The organism is Gordonia namibiensis NBRC 108229 (assembly GCF_000298235.1).
Classification (GTDB): domain Bacteria; phylum Actinomycetota; class Actinomycetes; order Mycobacteriales; family Mycobacteriaceae; genus Gordonia; species Gordonia namibiensis.
Genome location: NZ_BAHE01000011.1, coordinates 93924 through 111944, shown reverse-complemented (window position 1 = coordinate 111944; position 18021 = coordinate 93924). Strand labels below are relative to the sequence as shown.

Here is an 18021-nt window from a genome sequence, read left to right as displayed (position 1 = left end):
CTCAGCCCGCCGACCAGCGCACCCGCGGGGTGTCGACCGCCGATCGCGGCACGATGAAGACGCCCTCGGCTTCGCAGGTCACGCCCTCGGCGTCGGAGATGGTGCCGCGTGCGATGCGCTTTCGGCCGGTCTCCTCGGTGACCCAGGCCCGCGCGGTCAGTGCGCCCAGCCGCGTCGGACGGAGGTAGCGGATGGTGATGGTCCCGGTGTAGCAGGCGCTCTCGTAGCTGGCGGCGTTGCCGAGGAGATGGTCGAGGAGCATCGCGCACACCCCGCCGTGCACACATCCCGGTGGACCCTCGTAGGCCGCGCCCAGGGTGAACTCGCAGCGCACACCGTCGTCCACATGTTCGACGTTCAGCGGCGGCGCGATGGCGTTGCGTACCCCGATGACCGCATTGCCCCAGGCCATCCCGGTGTTCTCGCGCGTGTGCCGGACCCCGTACGGCCCGTCCATCTGCTCGGTCCGCAGATCGGCGACGATCTCGGCGATCCGCCGCTGGGCGTCGGCGAGGGCGTCCTCGCCGACTTCTGTCCTGATCACGGCGTCGACCAGGTCGCGGACGGTGTCGGTCAGGGGTGCGTAGACCCCGCGACGGCGCTCGACCTCGGCTTCGGTGATGTCCTCGAGGATGAACTGCATATGGCTACCCATCAGTAGGTGTGGCATAGGTAACGCCGAGTGGCGACTCCCACTAGAACGTGTTCTAATTCAACACTAGAACGTGTTCTAGTTTTCCGCTTTCGTGGACATCGACCACCAGGTCATCCAGCCCGTGGGTGACAGCCAGGGCGGTGATCCGCAACCCGGAAACGCAATCACAGGAGTTACGACGATGAGTGCCGGCACCTTCGACCTCACCGCCCGCGACGAGACATGGGTCAAGCGGGTCCTGCCCGTCCTGAAGCTCGTGGCCAAGAAGTACTTCCGCTCGGAAGTCCGGGGCATGGACAAGGTCCCCGACGGGGGCGTCCTGCTGGTCTCGAACCACTCGGGCGGCCTGATGGCCTTCGACGTCCCGGTGATCAGCGTGGCCTTCGCCGACCAGTTCGGTGCCGACCGCCCGCTCTACACGCTGGCCCACGACCTGATCTTCACCGGCGCGGGCAAGGACGTCTTCGGGAAGTTCGGCTTCCTGCCGGCCCATCCGAAGAACGCCGTCGCCGCGCTCAAGGCGGGCGCCGCGACCATCGTGTTCCCCGGCGGCGAGTGGGAGGTGCTGCGTCCCACCAGCGAGTCGGCGACGATCGACTTCCACGGCCGCACCGGCTACATCCGCACGGCCCTCGAGGCGGGAGTCCCGATCGTTCCCATCGTCACCATCGGCGGCCAGGAGACCCAACTCTTCCTCAACCGTGGTGACGCCCTCGCCAAGCTGCTCAGGCTGGACAAGCTGCTGCGCATCGACAGCGCGCCGTTCGCCTTCGGCTTCCCGTTCGGGCTCACCGCCCATTTCCCGCCCAACATCCCGTTGCCCTCGAAGCTCGTCACCGAGGTACTCGACCCCGTCGACATCACCGCCGAGTTCGGGACGAATCCGGACCACGACGAGGTGGACCAGATGATCCGCAAGCGCATGCAGCACGCCCTCGACGGGCTCGCCCGCGAGCGCCGGTTCCCGGTTCTCGGCTGACCACGAAAGGAGATCGACGATGATCACGCTCCTTCGCGATCGCATCACCACCTACACGTGGCTCGTACGCACCCTCATCCGCAGTGGCTTCCTCGGCACACTGCGACTCGACCGGTACATCCGCATGGGACTCAACCTGCGACGCCACGGCGGCGCCTCGCCGGTCAGCGGCATCGGCCTGGCCGCAGCCCGCGCCCCGAAGGGACTCGCCCTCGTCGACGAGGCCGGCGAACTCACCTGGGGCGAACTCGACGCGCGGTGTGACGCATTGGCCGTCGGACTGCGCGAGCTCCCCGGCACATCGGTGAACACCGTCGCCATCCTCTGCCGCAACCACCGCGGCCTCATCGAGGCCCTTGCCGCGACATCACGTCTCGGCGCCGACGCGGTGCTGCTCAACACCGGGTTCGCCGGACCGCAGCTCGCCGACGTCCTCGAACGCGAGGGCGCCGACGTCCTCATCGCCGACGACGAGTTCGACGCGGTCATCGCCCCTGCGGCAGAACGTCTTCCGAATGTCCGACGCATCCACGCCTGGACCGAGACCGGCCCGGTGGCCGGTGACACGACCGACTCGCTCATCGAGGCGAACCTCGGTCGACGCCCCGCGCGCCCCGAGCGTGCCGGCCGTATCGTGCTGCTCACCTCGGGCACCACCGGCACCCCGAAGGGCGCGCGACGGGGTGGCAGCACCGACATCGCCTCGCTGGCCGCGATGCTCGACCGCATCCCTTGGCGCGCCGGGGAATCCACGGTCATCGCCGCACCGATCTTCCACGCCTGGGGATTCGGGCAGGTGGCCATCTCGGCGACCATGACGTGCACGATGATCATGCGTCGGCGCTTCGACCCCGAGGCCACACTGGATCTCGTCGGCGAACACGAGGCGACCGGACTCGCCGTCGTGCCGGTCATGCTCGAACGCATCATGGACCTGCCCGACGAGGTCCTCGAGACCCATCCGATGCCGAGTCTGCGCTTCGCGACGGCCAGCGGTTCGCGGATGCGCACCGACGCCCTGATCGCCTTCCTCGACCGCTTCGGCGACGTCGTCTACAACAGCTATAACGCCACCGAGGCCGGGCTGATCAGCACCGCCACCCCGGAGGACCTGCGCGTCGCTCCGGACACCGCGGGTCGCCCGCTGACCGGCACCAGCGTCCGCATCCTCGACGACGACGATCGTGAGCTGCCGACCGGCGAGATCGGTCGCATCGTGGTCGCCAACAACTCCGGTTTCGACGGCTACACCACCGCCGACACCAAGGCGTTCAGCGACGGGCACATGGTGTCCGGCGACGTCGGACGGATCGACGAGAACGGCCGTCTGTTCGTCGTCGGCCGCGACGACGAGATGATCGTGTCCGGTGGCGAGAACGTCTACCCGCTCGAGGTCGAGCAGGTCATCGGCGCGCTCGACGAGGTCCACGAGGTCGCGGTGATCGGCGTCGACGACGAGAAGTTCGGTCAGCGCCTGGCCGCCTACGTGGTGCGCGCCCCCCAGACCCTCATCGGTGCCGACCAGATCCGGCAGCACGTCAAGGAACAGCTGGCCGGGTTCAAGGTCCCCCGCGACGTCCACTTCCTCGACGAGCTGCCCCGCAACGCCACCGGCAAGATCCTCAAGCGCGATCTGCTCTCCGCCGCCCCGGAACGAAAGGTGAGCTGAACGATGAACGCACGCAACACACCCCGCGTCACCGAGCTGTTCGCCGGCGCCGATCCCGTTCCGCACGACGCCGAGCGGATGACCGGTCCGGACTCGCTGATGCTCAACATGGAGTCCCCGTCGAATCCGATGCACACGCTGAAGGTCGCGGTGCTGGACACGAGCCGGCGCGACCGTCCGCTCACCCTCGACGAGATCGCCGACGTGATCCCGCGCTACCTCGGCATGTTCCCGCGCGCCACCCAGCGGGTGCGCTGGGTACCCGGATGCTCGGCACGCCCGTTCTGGGTGCAGGACAACGCCTTCGACGTCACCCGTCACATCGACGAGCTGACGGCCGCAGCCCCGGGCGGGCGCGCCGAGCTCGACGCGGTCCTGTCCGAACTCGCCGTGCGGCAGCTCGACCGCGACCTGCCGCTCTGGGGGCTCACCCTCGTCCACGGTCTCGAGGGAGGCCGTCAAGCCATCGTGGTCCGCGTACACCACGCGGTGGCCGACGGGCTGGCTGCGCTCAACACCTTCATGGCGGCCACCGCCGAACCCGGCGAGCGGGTTCACCCGGCACCGATCCCCGAGGCCCTCGACCCGGACACGAAGAGCCTCACGAAGGCGGCCCGCGCCGAGTCGCGACGACTGTTCCGCGGTGTGCCGTCGGCGATCTCGGCTGGGCGGCGCGCGGTGCGGGCACGCCGTGGAGCGGCACGCGGCGACCTGATCCCCAAGCCGCTGACGGTGCGTCGTACCAGCTTCAACGCCCGCAGCGGGGCAGACCGCGTGTGCGCCTCGGCCGACATCCCGCTCGCCGACATCCAACGAATCGCCCTGGCCGCGGGCACCACGGTGAACGGTGCACTGCACGGCGTGATCGCGGGTGCGATCCGCAACGAGCTTCTCGCCCGCGGCGAGGAGCCGGGCAACTCGGTGACCATTTTCGGGGTCTGCAAGGACCTCGCGTCGAACCGCGTGCACGGCAACGAGATCGCCACCGCCATGGCGTATCTGCGCTCCGACCTCGCCGATCCCGTAGAGCGGATCGTCGCGACGGGCGAGAGCTGCGGGGCCGCCGTCGCCTGCCGTCGCGAGGTCGGTTTCGAACTGACCGAGAAGCTCTCGACTTACACCGGCCGGCTCGGCCCGTTGTTCCGCGGGCTGGCCGCCAATGTGATGCCGCTGGTGATGAACAACATCACCACCGCCAACATGCCCGGCCCGCGGACGACGCGCTGGATCGGTGACATCGAAGTGGTCGACTGGATCTCCTTCGCCCTGGCCATTGCGCCCGCGGATGTGAACCTGACGACCTACAGTTACGCCGGACGGCTGAGCATGGGACTCATCGCGACACCGGAATCGATGCCGGACCCGGCCGGGTTCCTCCGGCGGGTCGTCGAGGCCGTCGACGAGGCGACCGATGCGCTCGGTATCGGTGCCATGGCACAGGAGGCCAGTTGATCGACTGGGAGACCGAGCGCGCCCGGCTGGGATTGTTCGCGGGCGTACTGCCCCGCGCGATCGGCAGCTCGCTGGCCGCGAGACGAGGGAATCCGGAAACGGGTATCCCGGCTGCCGGCTGCGGACCGCGACAGGTCGGTGAGACCGCGATCGACGAGATGTTCATCGCGATCAACTCCGTGATCCGGGACATCCCGCCGATGGAGTCGGTCGAGGAGATGGTGGCGCGGTGCGCCGACGTCGCCGACGAGTTCGTACGCCTCGGACCTGCCGGGGTACACCGGGATCCGGGTCCGCCCCGCATCCTGTCGCGCGATCGCAAGATCTTCGGAACCACGTCTTTCGAGCACATCGACTACTCCGTCGACGCGAAGCTGCCGGCGTCGGTGGCGTCACTGGACCCGTATGCCGATGGCATCTCGTCGGTCCGGGTGATGACCAAGAACCGGTCTGGGGCCCGGTGGCTGATCTGGGTGCACGGAGCGGCGCAGGGCCGGCCTGACGATCTCTACGCCTTCCGGGCGGCCCACCTGCACAAGAAGCTCGGCTACGACGTCGCCTTCCCGGTGCTGCCCGCACACGGCGGTCGGCGCGTGCCGACGGTGTCGTACCCGGGTTTCGACCCGCTGGTGAACACGCTCATCACCATCCGCGCCGTCGCCGAGATCCGGTCGTTGATCTCCTGGATCGAGCAGCACGAACCTGCCGAGATCGCCATCGCCGGAACATCTCTCGGCGGGCCGATCGCCGCGCTGGTCGCTTCGATGGATCCGCGGGTCGCCACCGTCCTCGCGGTGGTGCCGATGCTGGACATGCACGCGACGCTGGCCCACCACATGTCCCGCGGCGGACCCAAGGGTGAGCACCTGGCGTCGTTGATGCGCGACGAGTCGGTACGCGAGGTCGCCAGTGTGATCAGCCCGCTGCGGGTCACGCCGATCGCGCCGCCGGATCGTCGGATGGTCGTCGCGGCTCTCAACGACCGCGTGACCTGGGTGTCGGCGGCACAACAACTCCACGAACACTGGGGTGGCCGTATCCACTGGTACCCCGGAAGCCATGTCGGCCACGCCATCTCGACCGGCATTCGGCACGCGACGGACGGTTTCCTCAGCGAACCCGCCCGCCCCGCAGGACCGGCCGAGGAAGGCAAGCGCGCGGCGTTCTGAGCCTGGTCTGAAATGCGCTCCTGAAAAGCGCGTCTGAAATCCGCCCCCGATAACCACCCTCCAGGCGAGTGCCGGCGACGATATGTCGCCGGCGCCGCTGCACAGGGTGCTTTTCGGGGGCGGATTTCGGCGGGGTTTCGTCTACTCGGGCACCGACTCCGGATGTGCGTCGGCGATCAGTTCGTCGCGGTCTTCAACGAGTACGAACCCTGCGGCGATGGCCGCGTCGGCGGCGTCGCGGTAGTGCTTCTCGTATTCGTCGCGGGTTCCGTAGCGTTCGGCGAGGAGGTGTTCCGGCACCGGGTGGGTCGACCCGAAGAGCAGGCAGATCCGCGAGATCGGCTCGGGAACAACACCGCTCAGCACCTGGGTCGGTGCGTCGACGCACGGGGTGCGGACGCCGCCGAGGACGTTGCCGATGTCGTCGACCTCGAACTCGGGCTCGGGAGTCGTCACGCCGCGTAGACGTAACGGGTCGGCGGACGGTGGCGGATCCCCGCCGTCGGCCCAGGCGCGGAGGTGGCGGAGTCCGGCGCGCAGCACGAAGCGCTGCTGCCCGCGGTTCACCGGGTCGGGACAGCCGAGGAATTCCTCGAAGTCGCCGATCTGATGCAGATCGGCATGTGACGTGCCGGCGATCTCCCAGACGCGTAGACGGTCGGTGTCCGGCTGGCGCACCAGGTGGTAGCGGAAGTTGGTCAGCACATCGGTCTCGGTCTGCACGACGAGGACCGGTGCGTCGAGATCGGTGCGGATCGTGGTGGGTTCGCCGCTGAACACGGTGCTCACGTCGATGCCGGTGCCGACCTCGCCCGCGGGCAACCCTGCAGCGGCACGGCTGTGGATGAGGAACCCGTCGAAATCTCCGTCGCCTGCAACGGTATTCGCGTAGGTGGTCAGGGCCATCGCGGACTGGGATTCGCCGACCGCGAGCACCGAGCCGACGGCCAGCCCGGCGAGCGGGTGGTCCGGGGTCGGGGTCTCGCCGGAGTGGTCACCGCGGACCGCGAGGCCGATCGAACGGAAGATGTCGTAGCAGTACGCATCGCCGGGATGATGCAGCCCGGCATAGCGATCGGGGTCCTTGGCGGCGAGGCTCTGGGGTTCACCGGTGGCGACGCCCACCGATCCGGCGCCGCCCTCGATGCCGACGTACTGCGCCGACACCCCCACCCAGGCGTAGCCGGCACGCACCAGCTCGGCGGCGAGATACGAGTACTCCGGTGCGGCATCGCTGCCGCTGCTCACGTTGAGCCACTCGACGACGACGCAGCCGTTGAACGCTGCGGCGTCGGCGGGGCGTCGGACGACGAGCCGGGTCGTGAACTCGGCCGGCGGGGCGTCGGCGTCGGCGTCGCCGACGAGGCGACGGGCAACTCCCGACGCCGCGTACTCGGTGTCGGTGTATCCGGCGGCCGCGAGGTCGGGGAGCGGCGAGGCGCTCAGGAGTGAGGAGCCCTTGCCGTCGGACAGGGGTCGAAACGTGATCTGTTGGTTCACTTCTGCTTCCGGTGCTTCTTGATGACCTCACCGAACATGAAGTGCATCTTGGTTCCCTGGGGCCAGCCGATGTAGTAGCAGAGGAAGAGGCTGATCTCCTCGAGCTGCTCGGGCGTCAGTTCGCCGTTGCCGAGTGCGGCGCCGGCCTGGATCTCGGCGACGTCGATGTTGTTGCTCGCTGCCAGAGCGCCGAGCAGGATGAGTCGCCGATCCCGGTCGGAGAGGCCCTCGCGCGCCCACACGTTGGCGAACACCTGATCGGCGGTGTGCGCGAAGTAGTCGCCGGGGCCGTCGCTCATCTCCCAGCCGTAGACCTCCGACATCCGCTTGAGACCGCGCTTGCGCACCTCGTCGGGTGCTTCGTCGGAGATGTTGGATCGGGTCATGCGGTTTCTCCTTCGAGATGGGGGACACCGAGTCCGGGGGCCAGCTCGCGGAGTGCGATCTGGCCGAGGGGCAGATCGACGCCGAGGTCGTCGGCGAGTGCGAGTGCCAACGACAGGTCCTTCTCGCCCAGTGTACGAACGCCGGTGAAGATGCCGTACCACGGATCGTCGGCGTCGAGCGTCGCCGTGGTCTCCCGCAGCATGATCGCGCCGGCACCGCCGGTGATGGCGTCGGTGTGCCGAACGACCTTGCCCAGCTTGGTGATGTCGAGCCCGGCGGCCTCGGCGAGACGAGCCGCCTCGGTGGTGGCGGTGAACGAGATGAAGTGCAGGAGGTTGCGGGCGAGCTTCATCTTCGTGCCCGCGCCGACCTCGACTCCCGCGTGCACGAGCATGTCCGAGGTGAGCCGGAAGGGTTCCTTCAGCTTCTCGTAGGCCTCGCGCGGGCCGCCGACCATGATCGCCAGCCGTCCCGACGCCGCGCCCATCGCGCCGCCGGAGATCGGGGCGTCGAGCAGGATGACATCCCGTTCGGCGCACTGTTTCGCGAGATCGATCGCGGTCTCCGGACCGATCGTCGAGTGGACGGTGATGATGGTGCCCGGGCGGGCCGTCGACAGGAGGCCGTCGGGACCGGCGACCACCGACCGGACCTGCTCGTCGTTCAGAACGCAGATCCCGATGATGTCGGCGCCGGAAGCGAGTTCGGCGAGCGAACCGGCCGCCTTCGCGCCCTTGTCGACGACCTTCGCGATCGCCTCGTCGGACAGGTCGAACACGGTGAGACCGCCCGGCCACGCGGCGAGGCTGCCGGCCATCGGGCCGCCGATGTTGCCGAGGCCGACATACCCCAGGCGGATCGGGGTGTCCTCGCTCATGACCGGATGACCTGTCCACCGTCGACGTTGAAGATCTGCCCCGTGATCCAGCCGGCCTCGTCGGACAGCAGGAACAGGCACATGCCGACGAGGTCCTCAGGCGTGCCGAAACGCTTGAGGGGTAGGCGGTTCACGATGTCGGCGACCATCTCCTTGGGAGTGGTCGTGCGCGTGGCCTCGGTGTCGATGGGGCCGGGTGCGATGGCGTTGACGCGGATGTTCTGCCCGCCGAGCTCGGTGGCGAGCTGCTGCGTCAGGCCGTTGACGCCGACCTTTGCCAGACCGTAGAAACCGCTGTACAGCCATGCTGCGGTGGAGGACTGGTTGACGATCGCGCCGCCGCCGTTCGTCATGTGCGGGTAGATCGCGCGGGTCACATTGAGCGCACCGTCGAGGTTCACGCTCATGAACTTCTTGTAGTAGTCCCACGGCACGGTGATGAGGAAGTCGAGCTTCATGCCGCCGTAGATGGCGGCGTTGTTGACCAGGCCGTCGATCGAACCGTAGGCGTCGACCGTCGCCTGGGCGAGAGCCTTCGCCGACTCCTCGTCGGCGACGTCGGTGCTGACGTAAAGGCCACCGATGTCGGCGGCTACCTGCTTGCCCTTCTCGTCGGCGAGGTCGGCGACCACGACGTTGGCGCCCTCCGCGGCCAGTGCCCGCGCATAGGCCTCACCGATACCGCCCGCGGCCCCGGTCACGATGACGGTCTTGTTCTCGAAACGCTTGGAACTCATTGTCCTGCTTTCTGTGTGGGTACTAGGCGGGCCGGGCGACGGCCTTGGTCTCCAGGTATTCCTCGAATCCGGCGACGCCCATCTCGCGACCGATGCCGGACTGTTTGTAGCCGCCGAACGGGACGTCGGCGGAGTACCAGATGCCGCCGTTGACGCCCATGGTCCCGGTGCGAACACCGTTGACCACCTTGTTGATCCGGTCCTCGTCGGTGCCGTAGACCATGCCCGACAGTCCGTAGGGGGAGTCGTTCGCGATGCGGATGGCGTCGTCGTCGCCGTCGTGGGCGATGATCACCAGCACCGGGCCGAAGATCTCCTCCTGAGCGACGCGTGCCGAGTTGTCGAGTCCGGAGATGAGCGTCGGTTCGACGAAGAAGCCCTTGGGCTTGTCGTTCGGGCGGCCCCCGCCGATCTCGATCGTCCCGCCCTCCTGCTTCGCGAGTTCGATGTAGGACTCGACGCGCTGACGCTGACGCTCGGAGATCAGCGGCCCGCAGATGGTCCCCGAACTCGTCGGGTCCCCGGCCGGGAGGCCTGCCAGTGCATCGCGGGTCGCGGTGATCGCCTCGTCGAGCGCGGTGCGGGGGACCACCAGTCGGGTGGTGATCGCACACCCCTGGCCGGCGTGGGTGACGACGTTGAAAGCGGCCATCGCGCAGGCGGAACCGATGTCGGCGTCGTCGAGCACGATGAACGCGGACTTGCCGCCCAGCTCGAGGAACACCTTCTTCAGCGACTCCGACGCGGCCGCCATCACCTTCTTGCCGGTCGCGGTGGAGCCGGTGAAGGAGACGAGGTCGACGCGGGGGTCGGTGCTGAGTTGCTCACCGAGCCGGTGGTCGGTCGAGGTGACGATGTTGAGCACGCCGGGTGGGAAGTCGGTCTCCTCGGCGACGACCTTGCCGACCAGCGCGGCGCACCACGGGGTGTCGGGTGCGGGCTTGAGGACGACGGTGCATCCGGCGGCGAGGGCTGGTCCGATCTTGGCGAAGTTGATCTGGTGCGGGAAGTTCCACGGGGTGATCGCGCCGACGACGCCGATCGCCTCCGACCGCAGCTCACGATGGTTCTTGATGCCCATCGGCTTCGCGGTGCCGAGATCGCGGGTCCACTCATAACTCTCGGCGAGGTCGGCGAAGTAGCCGAGGTCGGTGACGGGGCCCTCGAACTGCGGGCCGTGGGTGAGGAACGACGGGCAACCGACCTCGGCGATCGTCAGCTCCCGGAACTCGTCGGCATGGGCGAGCAGGGCGTCGCGGAGCTGGCGGAGGCAGCGGGCGCGGAAGGCGTGGTCGCGCGACCAGTCGGTGGTGTCGAAAGCGGTGCGAGCGGCGGCGATCGCGGCGTCCATGTCGGCCGCGGTGGCCTCGGCGGCCTGCCCGATGACCTCCTCGGTCGCCGGATTGACGACGTCGAAGACACCACCGCTGCCGGGGGTGAGTTTGCCGTCGATCAACAGGTCCGACGCGGATTCGGGGCGAAGGGGCATGAGCTGGAACTCCATCTGGACAGGTGTCTGGACTCGCGTTCAAACCTAGTGTAGCGTGGCTCACATGTCCAGCCCCGTGTCCCAGGAATCCACACGTCGCCGACTGACACAGCAGCAGGCCGAGACGGTCGCGCGACTCACGGATGCGGCGGTGGACGTGTTGAACGCCGAGGGGTTCGACGGGCTCACCGTGCGCTCGGTGGCCAAGCTCGCGGGGGTCGCGCCCGCCACGGCGTACACCTACTTCTCCTCGAAGAGTCATCTTGTCGCCGAGGTGTTCTGGCGTCGGCTGTCCGCGGGTGTCTCCGAACCCGACCCCTCTGCGACGCCCGCCGAGCGGGTCGCCCAGGTGCTCCGCGAGGTCGCACTGGTCGTCGCCGGCGAGGGGCAGCTCGGCGGGGCGGTCACCGTTGCGCTGTTGGGTACCGATCCCGACGTCGAGCACCTCCGCGTGCGCATCGGTGTGTTCATCCGCCGACGCCTCGCAGCCGCGCTCGAGGTGGACCCGGAGAACCCCGGACCGCTGCTCGACGCCCTGGAGATGATCTACTCCGGCGGCCTCGTCTACGCCGGCATGGGCCACATGACCTACGAGCAGACCTCCGAAAGACTTGTTGCCGCAGCACATCTACTGATGGAGAAGTGATGACCGAAACGACATCGGTGCCGGGGATGGAGCGAGCGCTCCCCTTCGACCCGTATGCCTACGACTTTCACGAGGATCCGTATCCGACCTATGCGCGACTCCGCCGGGAGTCGCCGGTCTACTACAACGCCGAGATGAATTTCTGGGCGCTGGCGAACCACGCCGACGTCCGAGCAGGATTCCGTGACGTGCAACGATTCTCGAACAGCTGGGGCGTGTCGATGGACCCGTCGGCGTACGGACCCGACGCGCACAAGTCGATGTCCTTCCTCGCCATGGACGACCCGAAGCACATGCGGATCCGCAAGCTGGTGTCGAAGGGTTTCACACCGCGCCGGGTCAACGACCTCACCGGCCGGATCACGGCGCTCACCCACCAGCACTGGAGCAAGTGCCTCGACATGGGCGAGTTCGACTACGTCCACGACTTCGCCGCGCTCCTGCCGATGGACGTGGTCTCCGAGCTGCTGGGCGTCCCCGAGGCCGACCGCACGCACCTGCGTCACCAGTCCGATCTGCTGCTCCACCGCGAGGACGGCGTCCTCGACATCCCCGAGGCCGCGATCTACGCGTACATCGAACTGCACAAGTACTATTCGGAACTCATAGCCGACCGTCGGAAGAACCCCGGCGAGGATCTGGTCTCGGCGCTGATCGAGGCCGAGATCGACGACGACGAGACCGGTGAGAGGATCAAGCTCACCGAGGACGAGATCGTCGGCTTCATGGTGCTGATGGTGGTCGCGGGCAACGAGACGACCACCAAACTCCTTGCCAATGCCCTGTATTGGGGCTGGCGCAATCCCGACGAGCTGGCCAAGGTGTTCGCCGACCCGGAGGTCGCGGTCCCGCAGTGGACCGAGGAGACGCTCCGCTACGACAATTCGACGCAGATCGTCGTGCGTCGCGTGCTCGAGGACGCTCCCTACGGTGATCACGTCATCCCGGCCGGCGACCGCGTGCTCCTCCTCGTCGGCTCGGCGAACCGCGACGAAGAGGTCTTCGGTCCGGACGCCGACAAGTACGACATCGGGCGCGACAACGGGCAGGCACTGATGAGCTTCGGCCTCGGTGCGCACTTCTGCCTCGGCGCCCACCTCGCCCGTCTGGAGGCCAACATCGGTCTCGGCGAGGTGATCCGGTCGATCCGCGCGGTCGACATCGACATCGACAAGGCGGTCCGGGTGCACTCGGTCAACGTGCGCGGTTTCGCCGAACTCCCCGTGAAAGTGACGGTGCGCTGATGGCTTTTCGTCCCCACCCCGAGCGTCGACCGGTCCTCGTCGCAGGAGCGTCCTCGGGTATCGGCGCGGCAACCGCCGAACACCTCGCCGCCGCCGGCCATCCGGTTGCCCTCGCGGCCCGGCGCGTCGAGAAGCTGCAGGAACTCGCCGACAAGATCATCGCGGCGGGTGGCGAAGCGGTCGCGGTGCCGCTCGACGTGACCGACGAACAGTCGGTCGTCGACTGCGTGGCGAAGGCGGAGGCCGCCCTCGGTGAACTCGAGATCGTGGTCGCCGGCGCCGGAGACCTCGCGGTCGGGCTCTCCTATGAGACGAGCCCGGAGCATTTCGCCGACCAGGTCAACATCCACCTCACCGGCGCCTACCGCATCTACCGCGCGGTCATCGGCGGCATGATCGACCGTGCGCGCGGCGATTTCGTCTTCATCGGCTCCGATGTCGTGCTCCACCCGCGACCCTGGTCGTCGGCCTATGTGGCGGCGAAGTCGGGAATCGACGGACTGGTGGCGACCATCCAGCTCGAACTCGAGGGCACCGGCGTGCGCGCGGGCGTGGTCCGGCCGGGCCAGACCCTGACCGGCATGGGCATGAACCTCGATCCGAAGACCACCGAGGACATGCTCAACGACTGGATCAAGCACGGTCTGGCGCGCCACGGCAATTTCCTCGAACCACACCACATCGCGCTCGCCGTCGCGGCCATGGTCAGCATGCCGCGCGGCGCCCACATGCGCGCCGTCGAGGTGGAGGCCGAAGGGGCCGTCTCCCGCGACCGGAGTTCCGGCAAGACACCAGCAGACCCACAGTCGACGAAGGACAAGGGGACCGATCGATGACCGCCATCACCGAATCAGGCCTGAAGAAGCCGCCTCGCGTTTCCGGCGGCGAGGGCGAACACGGACATCTCGACGAACTCGCCTCCGACCCGATCTCGCTGTTCTGGCGCGTCCGCGAGGAATGCGGCGACGTCGGCCTGTTCCAGCTCGCCGACCGCGAGGTGGTCCTGGTGTCCGGGGCCGCGGCCAACGAGGAGTTCTTCCGGGCACCGGAGGAAGACCTCGACCAGGCGGCCGCCTACCCGTTCATGACCCCGGTGTTCGGTGAGGGCGTCGTGTTCGACGCGAGTCCCGAGGAACGCTCCAAAGCGATCCACAACTCCGCCCTCAAGGGCGCCCACATGAAGCAGCATGCGGTGACGATCCCCAACGAGGCGGAACGCATCATCGCCGAGTGGGGCGACGAGGGGGAGATCGATCTCCTCGACTTCTTCTCCGAACTCACGCTGTACACCTCGTCGGCGTGCCTCATCGGGCGCAAGTTCCGCGAGCGGCTCAACGGGCACATCGCCCATCTCTTTCACGACCTGGAGAAGGGCACCGACCCGATCGCCTACGTCGACTACAACGCCGACATCGAGAGTTTCCGCAAGCGCGACGAGGCGCGCGCTGAGCTGGTCGAGTTCATCCAGGGTGTGATGGACGAGCGGATCGCGAACCCGACCGAAGACAAGGAAGATCGCGACCTGATGGACGTCCTCGTCCAGGTCGGCTTCGACGCGAACACGATCACCGGCATGTTCATCTCGATGATGTTCGCCGGCCACCACACGACGTCGGGCACCGCGGCGTGGACGCTCATCGAGTTGCTGCGAAACCCGGAGTACATGAAGCGGGTCTACGACGAACTCGACGAGATCTACGGCGACACCCCGGACGGGGAGCGTCCTGAGTACACGTTCGCGCACACCCGACAGATGCCGCAGCTCGAGAACGCGCTCAAAGAGGCACTTCGACTCCACCCGCCGCTGATCATCCTGATGCGCGTGGTGCAGAAGAACTTCCACGTCGAGGACTACGAGATCGCCGCCGGTCAGTCGATCGCGGTGTCGCCGGCGATCTCGAACCGTCTGCCTGAGGACTTCCCGGACGCAGGTGCCTTCGACCCCGATCGGTACGACAAGCCGCGGCAGGAGGACCTGGTCAATCGCTGGACCTGGATTCCGTTCGGTGCGGGTCGTCATCGTTGTGTCGGTGCGCAATTCGCGATCATGCAGCTCAAGGCGATCTTCTCGGTCCTGTTCCAGAACTACGAGTTCGAGATGCTGCAGCCCTCGGAGACCTACCGGAACGACCACTCCAAGATGGTCGTTCAGCTGCAGCAGCCGTGCCGCGTTGCCTACCGTAAGCGTCAGGATCGCTGATGCGCATCGAGGTCGATCTGGATCTGTGCCAGGGGCACGGCATGTGTGAGCTGGAGGCCCCCGAGGTCTTCGCCGCGAAGATGGACCACGTGGAGATCCGCGACGCCAACCCCGACGAATCCCGGCGAGCCGCGGTCGAGGCCGCCGTGCAGTACTGCCCGACGCAAGCGTTGCGTCTCATCGAAGATGACGAGTGAAGGTGGAACACATGTCTTTTGACCGTGCGGAGCTGGAAGAGATGAAGGAGCGGTGGCTCGCCGCCAACATCGAGGCGGAGAAGGCGGGGGACTGGAAGCCGCTCGCCGAGTTCTACACCGAGGACGCCACCTACGGCTGGAACTACGGCCCGAAGAAGGACTTCATGGCCGTGGGTCGCGAGGAGATCCGCGAACTCGCCCTCGGCCAGGAGATGGAGGGACTCGAGGGCTGGGAGTACCCGTATCAGGCCTGGGTCATCGACGAGAAGACCGGCGACATGATCGGGCTCTGGAAGCAGATCTACGAGGGCACCCGTGAGGACGGCAGCCACTACGCGCTGGAGGGCATCCAGGGCAGCTGGTTCAAGTACGGCGGCAACTTCCAATTCTCCTGGCAGCGTGACTTCTTCGACTACGGCAACGTCTCCGCGCTGTTCATCGAGATGATGCAGAACAACGCCATGAGCGACGGAATGCTCAAGCGGGTGGAGAAGGCCGCGCCGGGCAACCTGCCGGGGTGGTACGACTTCGGTAAGGCGCCGGTCGCGTTCTGGTGACCTGACATGACAACCACAGCCCCCACGTATCAAGGTCTGGGTCAGGAACAGCTCGCCGTCTTGGTCCCCGAGCTCCTGCTGTCCGGTCAGATGATCGACCGCAGCGGGATGGCGCACCTCATCAGTGCTTTCGGGCGAGACATCATGGGCCGGATCGCGATCGAGGAATGGATGGCCGCGAGCCCGGTCTACACGAGCCGGGTCCGGACCGTGTTCGGCGTCGACGGCGACGGCGTCGAGGACATGTTCAAGTGTCTCCAGCTCGACATCGGTGCGCCGCCGCAGTTCATGGACTTTCGGTACCGCGTCGACGACAAGTACCACGGTTCGTTCGTCCTCGACCACTGCGGCGCACTGCTCGACGTCGAACCGCTCGGCGACGACTACGTCACGACGATGTGCCACGACATCGAGGACCCGACTTTCGACGCGACCGCCATCGCGACCAATCGCCGGGCGCGTATCCGACCGGTGCACCGGCCGCCTCGACGCCCTGTCGACCGGACCCCACACTGCGAGTGGACGGTCACCATCGAACCGGACCGCGAGGAGCTGCCGCTTCCGCCGGACGCGGAGGTGATGTTCGGGACGCGTGCCGGCCAGATCGAACTGTCCGCGATCGACGCGTCGTCGACCGACGGCTGGGTGGACTACCGAGGCCCACTCGTCGAGGATCTGCAGTTCGCGGAGTGGTCGACGTCAGCGCTCGTGCGGATCGCCGAAGAGGTTGCGCTGCAACATCAGTTGCTGTCCCTCGGCTTCCTGCTCAGCCTGCGGCGGTATGCCGAGAGCGAGGATCAGGTCGTCGAGATCTTCCGTAAGCAGCTGATCGGGATCGCCGGTCTGGCGGCGGACCGGATTCGCGCGGCCCTCGACCTGTCCACCGATGCCGAAGGCCTGGCGCAGGTGCTGGCCCTGCATCCGTGCTTCGGGCCGGCGCAGTACACCGGTCTGGCCGCTGTCGCCGACGAAGATTTCGTCGTCGTACGGTTGCCGCGGAAGTCCGACGCGATGACCGACGGCGGTTGGATGTCGATCCTCACGCCGGATCATCTGGAACCGCTGCAAGCCGCCGCCACCGGAGTGAGCCCGTACCTGACCGTCGAAGGTGCCGTCGAGACCGATGATGCGCTCGAGATCCGCATCGTCAGGTCGGACACCGCGCAGAAGGAGAGCGGGGAGGTGGCCGTCGCGCGGTTCAGCGGCGGTGCGAGTTTCGAGTTCGTCGACCGAGGCCGCTCGATCCCGATCACGCCGGTCGGCAGCTCGGCGTGAATCCGAGCGGCGGCTGGTCCCCCGGGGCTGCCGGACTGGGTGGCCGGGTCGCCGTGATCGCGGGCGCCACCCGCGGCATCGGCCTCACGGTGGCGTATGCGCTGGCAGGTCAGGGGGTTTCGGTCGTCGTCAACGGGCGCGACGCAGATGCGCTCGAGGAGACCGTCGCGGAGATCCGCGGCGGCGGGGGACAGGCCGTCGGCATCCGGGGCTCGGCCGGCGACGACGGCGTCGCCCAACAGATGGTCGACGCCGCGCTCACCGAGTTCGGCGCACTCGACATCGCGATCAACTGCGCGGGCATCGCCGAACCCGCCGGATCGACGGTGCTGACCATCACTCCCGACGAGTTCCGGACGCAGGTGGACGCGCACCTCATGTCTGCGTTCCACCTGCTCCAGGCCGCAGGACGGGTCTTCGTCGAGCAGGGCTCGGGTTCGATCGTGCTCACCGGCTCGGCCGCGTCGCTCGGGATGTTCGGTGGCAGTGGCTATCCCGCAGCGAAGGGCGGCGTCAACGCGCTGGCCCTCGCCGCCGCGTCGGACCTCGCCGAAGATCGCGTCCGCGTCAACGTCGTGATGCCCGGCGCCAGGTCGCGGTTGTCCACCGGTGAGGATTACGTCGCCCACATCGAGGGCCTTCACCGTCGGGGAATTCTCGACGACCTGACCCGAGACGCGGCACTGGACCCGGCGCCGCCGGAATACGTGGCGCCGCTGTATGTGTTTCTCGCCAGCGACGCCGCCGACCACCTCACCGGCAACATCTTCAGTGCGGCCGGCGGTTTCATCGGCCGGTTCGAGGCACAGCAGGCCGGCTTCATCGCCTACCGGGATCACAAGGACACCTCGCCCTACAGCCTCGGCGAGCTGGCGGAGTTGCTCGGCTGAGTATCCTGCTGGTCGAGTAGCCGAGGAGCTTGCGACGAGGCGTATCGAAACCAACTGGCGCGCAGAAGATCTTTGGTAACTGGTTTCGATACGGTCCT

Annotated in this window: 18 protein-coding genes; 12 read left to right on the top strand and 6 right to left on the bottom strand. The window is 67.5% G+C overall.

Annotation, left to right across the window (positions count from 1 at the left end):
• Nucleotide 1: 1 nt before the first annotated feature.
• Nucleotides 2-643, bottom strand: coding sequence for a PaaI family thioesterase (locus GONAM_RS07445; RefSeq protein ID WP_040535695.1), 642 nt, complete (start codon nucleotides 641-643; stop codon nucleotides 2-4).
• A 193-nt stretch (nucleotides 644-836) separates the two neighbouring features.
• Here GONAM_RS07445 and GONAM_RS07440 point away from each other — a divergent pair, with 193 nt between their 5' ends.
• The 4 genes from GONAM_RS07440 to GONAM_RS07425 are packed head-to-tail and all read left to right on the top strand — an operon-like array spanning nucleotide 837 to nucleotide 5924.
• On the top strand, nucleotides 837-1634 hold the full coding sequence (locus tag GONAM_RS07440; protein ID WP_006866142.1) for a 1-acyl-sn-glycerol-3-phosphate acyltransferase: 798 nt from the start codon (nucleotides 837-839) through the stop codon (nucleotides 1632-1634).
• Nucleotides 1635-1653: 19 nt separating this feature from the next.
• Complete coding sequence (locus GONAM_RS07435) at nucleotides 1654-3303, top strand: AMP-binding protein (protein ID WP_006866141.1); 1650 nt, start codon at nucleotides 1654-1656, stop codon at nucleotides 3301-3303.
• Between the two features lie 3 nt (nucleotides 3304-3306).
• Nucleotides 3307-4755 (top strand): wax ester/triacylglycerol synthase domain-containing protein, encoded by a 1449-nt coding sequence (locus GONAM_RS07430; protein WP_006866140.1) that lies wholly within the window; start codon nucleotides 3307-3309, stop codon nucleotides 4753-4755.
• Nucleotides 4752-5924: an alpha/beta fold hydrolase gene (locus tag GONAM_RS07425; RefSeq protein ID WP_006866139.1), complete on the top strand. Its 1173-nt coding sequence runs from the start codon at nucleotides 4752-4754 to the stop codon at nucleotides 5922-5924. Before GONAM_RS07430 ends, GONAM_RS07425 begins: the two co-directional genes overlap by 4 nt.
• A gap of 141 nt (nucleotides 5925-6065) precedes the next feature.
• Here GONAM_RS07425 and GONAM_RS07420 read toward each other — a convergent pair whose 3' ends face one another.
• Genes GONAM_RS07420 through GONAM_RS07400 form a run of 5 tightly spaced genes read right to left on the bottom strand, consistent with a single transcriptional unit; the run spans nucleotide 6066 to nucleotide 10914 of the window.
• Nucleotides 6066-7424 carry an alpha/beta hydrolase domain-containing protein gene (locus GONAM_RS07420; protein WP_006866138.1) on the bottom strand — a complete coding sequence of 453 codons (1359 nt, stop codon included), beginning with the start codon at nucleotides 7422-7424 and terminating at the stop codon, nucleotides 6066-6068.
• Complete coding sequence (locus GONAM_RS07415) at nucleotides 7421-7810, bottom strand: carboxymuconolactone decarboxylase family protein (RefSeq protein ID WP_006866137.1); 390 nt, start codon at nucleotides 7808-7810, stop codon at nucleotides 7421-7423. Before GONAM_RS07415 ends, GONAM_RS07420 begins: the two co-directional genes overlap by 4 nt.
• Nucleotides 7807-8688: an NAD(P)-dependent oxidoreductase gene (locus tag GONAM_RS07410; RefSeq protein WP_006866136.1), complete on the bottom strand. Its 882-nt coding sequence runs from the start codon at nucleotides 8686-8688 to the stop codon at nucleotides 7807-7809. Before GONAM_RS07410 ends, GONAM_RS07415 begins: the two co-directional genes overlap by 4 nt.
• Entirely contained in the window at nucleotides 8685-9425 is a 741-nt protein-coding gene (locus GONAM_RS07405) for an SDR family oxidoreductase (protein ID WP_006866135.1), read from the bottom strand. The genes GONAM_RS07410 and GONAM_RS07405 overlap by 4 nt, the downstream gene beginning before the upstream one ends.
• Before the next feature lie 22 nt (nucleotides 9426-9447).
• Nucleotides 9448-10914 (bottom strand): aldehyde dehydrogenase, encoded by a 1467-nt coding sequence (locus GONAM_RS07400; RefSeq protein ID WP_006866134.1) that lies wholly within the window; start codon nucleotides 10912-10914, stop codon nucleotides 9448-9450.
• Nucleotides 10915-10978: 64 nt separating this feature from the next.
• Between GONAM_RS07400 and GONAM_RS07395 the strand changes: the two genes are divergently transcribed.
• Genes GONAM_RS07395 through GONAM_RS07360 form a run of 8 tightly spaced genes read left to right on the top strand, consistent with a single transcriptional unit; the run spans nucleotide 10979 to nucleotide 17923 of the window.
• Nucleotides 10979-11560, top strand: a complete 582-nt coding sequence (locus GONAM_RS07395) for a TetR/AcrR family transcriptional regulator (protein ID WP_006866133.1) — start codon at nucleotides 10979-10981, stop codon at nucleotides 11558-11560.
• Complete coding sequence (locus tag GONAM_RS07390; protein ID WP_006866132.1) at nucleotides 11560-12804, top strand: cytochrome P450; 1245 nt, start codon at nucleotides 11560-11562, stop codon at nucleotides 12802-12804. Before GONAM_RS07395 ends, GONAM_RS07390 begins: the two co-directional genes overlap by 1 nt.
• Nucleotides 12804-13640, top strand: a complete 837-nt coding sequence (locus GONAM_RS07385; RefSeq protein ID WP_006866131.1) for an SDR family oxidoreductase — start codon at nucleotides 12804-12806, stop codon at nucleotides 13638-13640. Before GONAM_RS07390 ends, GONAM_RS07385 begins: the two co-directional genes overlap by 1 nt.
• A complete protein-coding gene (locus GONAM_RS07380; protein ID WP_006866130.1) occupies nucleotides 13637-15004 on the top strand; it encodes a cytochrome P450 in 1368 nt (455 codons plus the stop codon). The genes GONAM_RS07385 and GONAM_RS07380 overlap by 4 nt, the downstream gene beginning before the upstream one ends.
• Nucleotides 15004-15201 carry a ferredoxin gene (locus tag GONAM_RS07375; RefSeq protein WP_006866129.1) on the top strand — a complete coding sequence of 66 codons (198 nt, stop codon included), beginning with the start codon at nucleotides 15004-15006 and terminating at the stop codon, nucleotides 15199-15201. Before GONAM_RS07380 ends, GONAM_RS07375 begins: the two co-directional genes overlap by 1 nt.
• Nucleotides 15202-15212: 11 nt before the next feature.
• Nucleotides 15213-15758 carry a Cif family virulence factor gene (locus GONAM_RS07370; protein ID WP_040535748.1) on the top strand — a complete coding sequence of 182 codons (546 nt, stop codon included), beginning with the start codon at nucleotides 15213-15215 and terminating at the stop codon, nucleotides 15756-15758.
• Between the two features lie 6 nt (nucleotides 15759-15764).
• Nucleotides 15765-17033, top strand: coding sequence for a hypothetical protein (locus GONAM_RS07365; protein WP_006866127.1), 1269 nt, complete (start codon nucleotides 15765-15767; stop codon nucleotides 17031-17033).
• Nucleotides 17030-17923: an SDR family NAD(P)-dependent oxidoreductase gene (locus GONAM_RS07360; protein ID WP_006866126.1), complete on the top strand. Its 894-nt coding sequence runs from the start codon at nucleotides 17030-17032 to the stop codon at nucleotides 17921-17923. The genes GONAM_RS07365 and GONAM_RS07360 overlap by 4 nt, the downstream gene beginning before the upstream one ends.
• Nucleotides 17924-18021 lie beyond the last annotated feature (98 nt).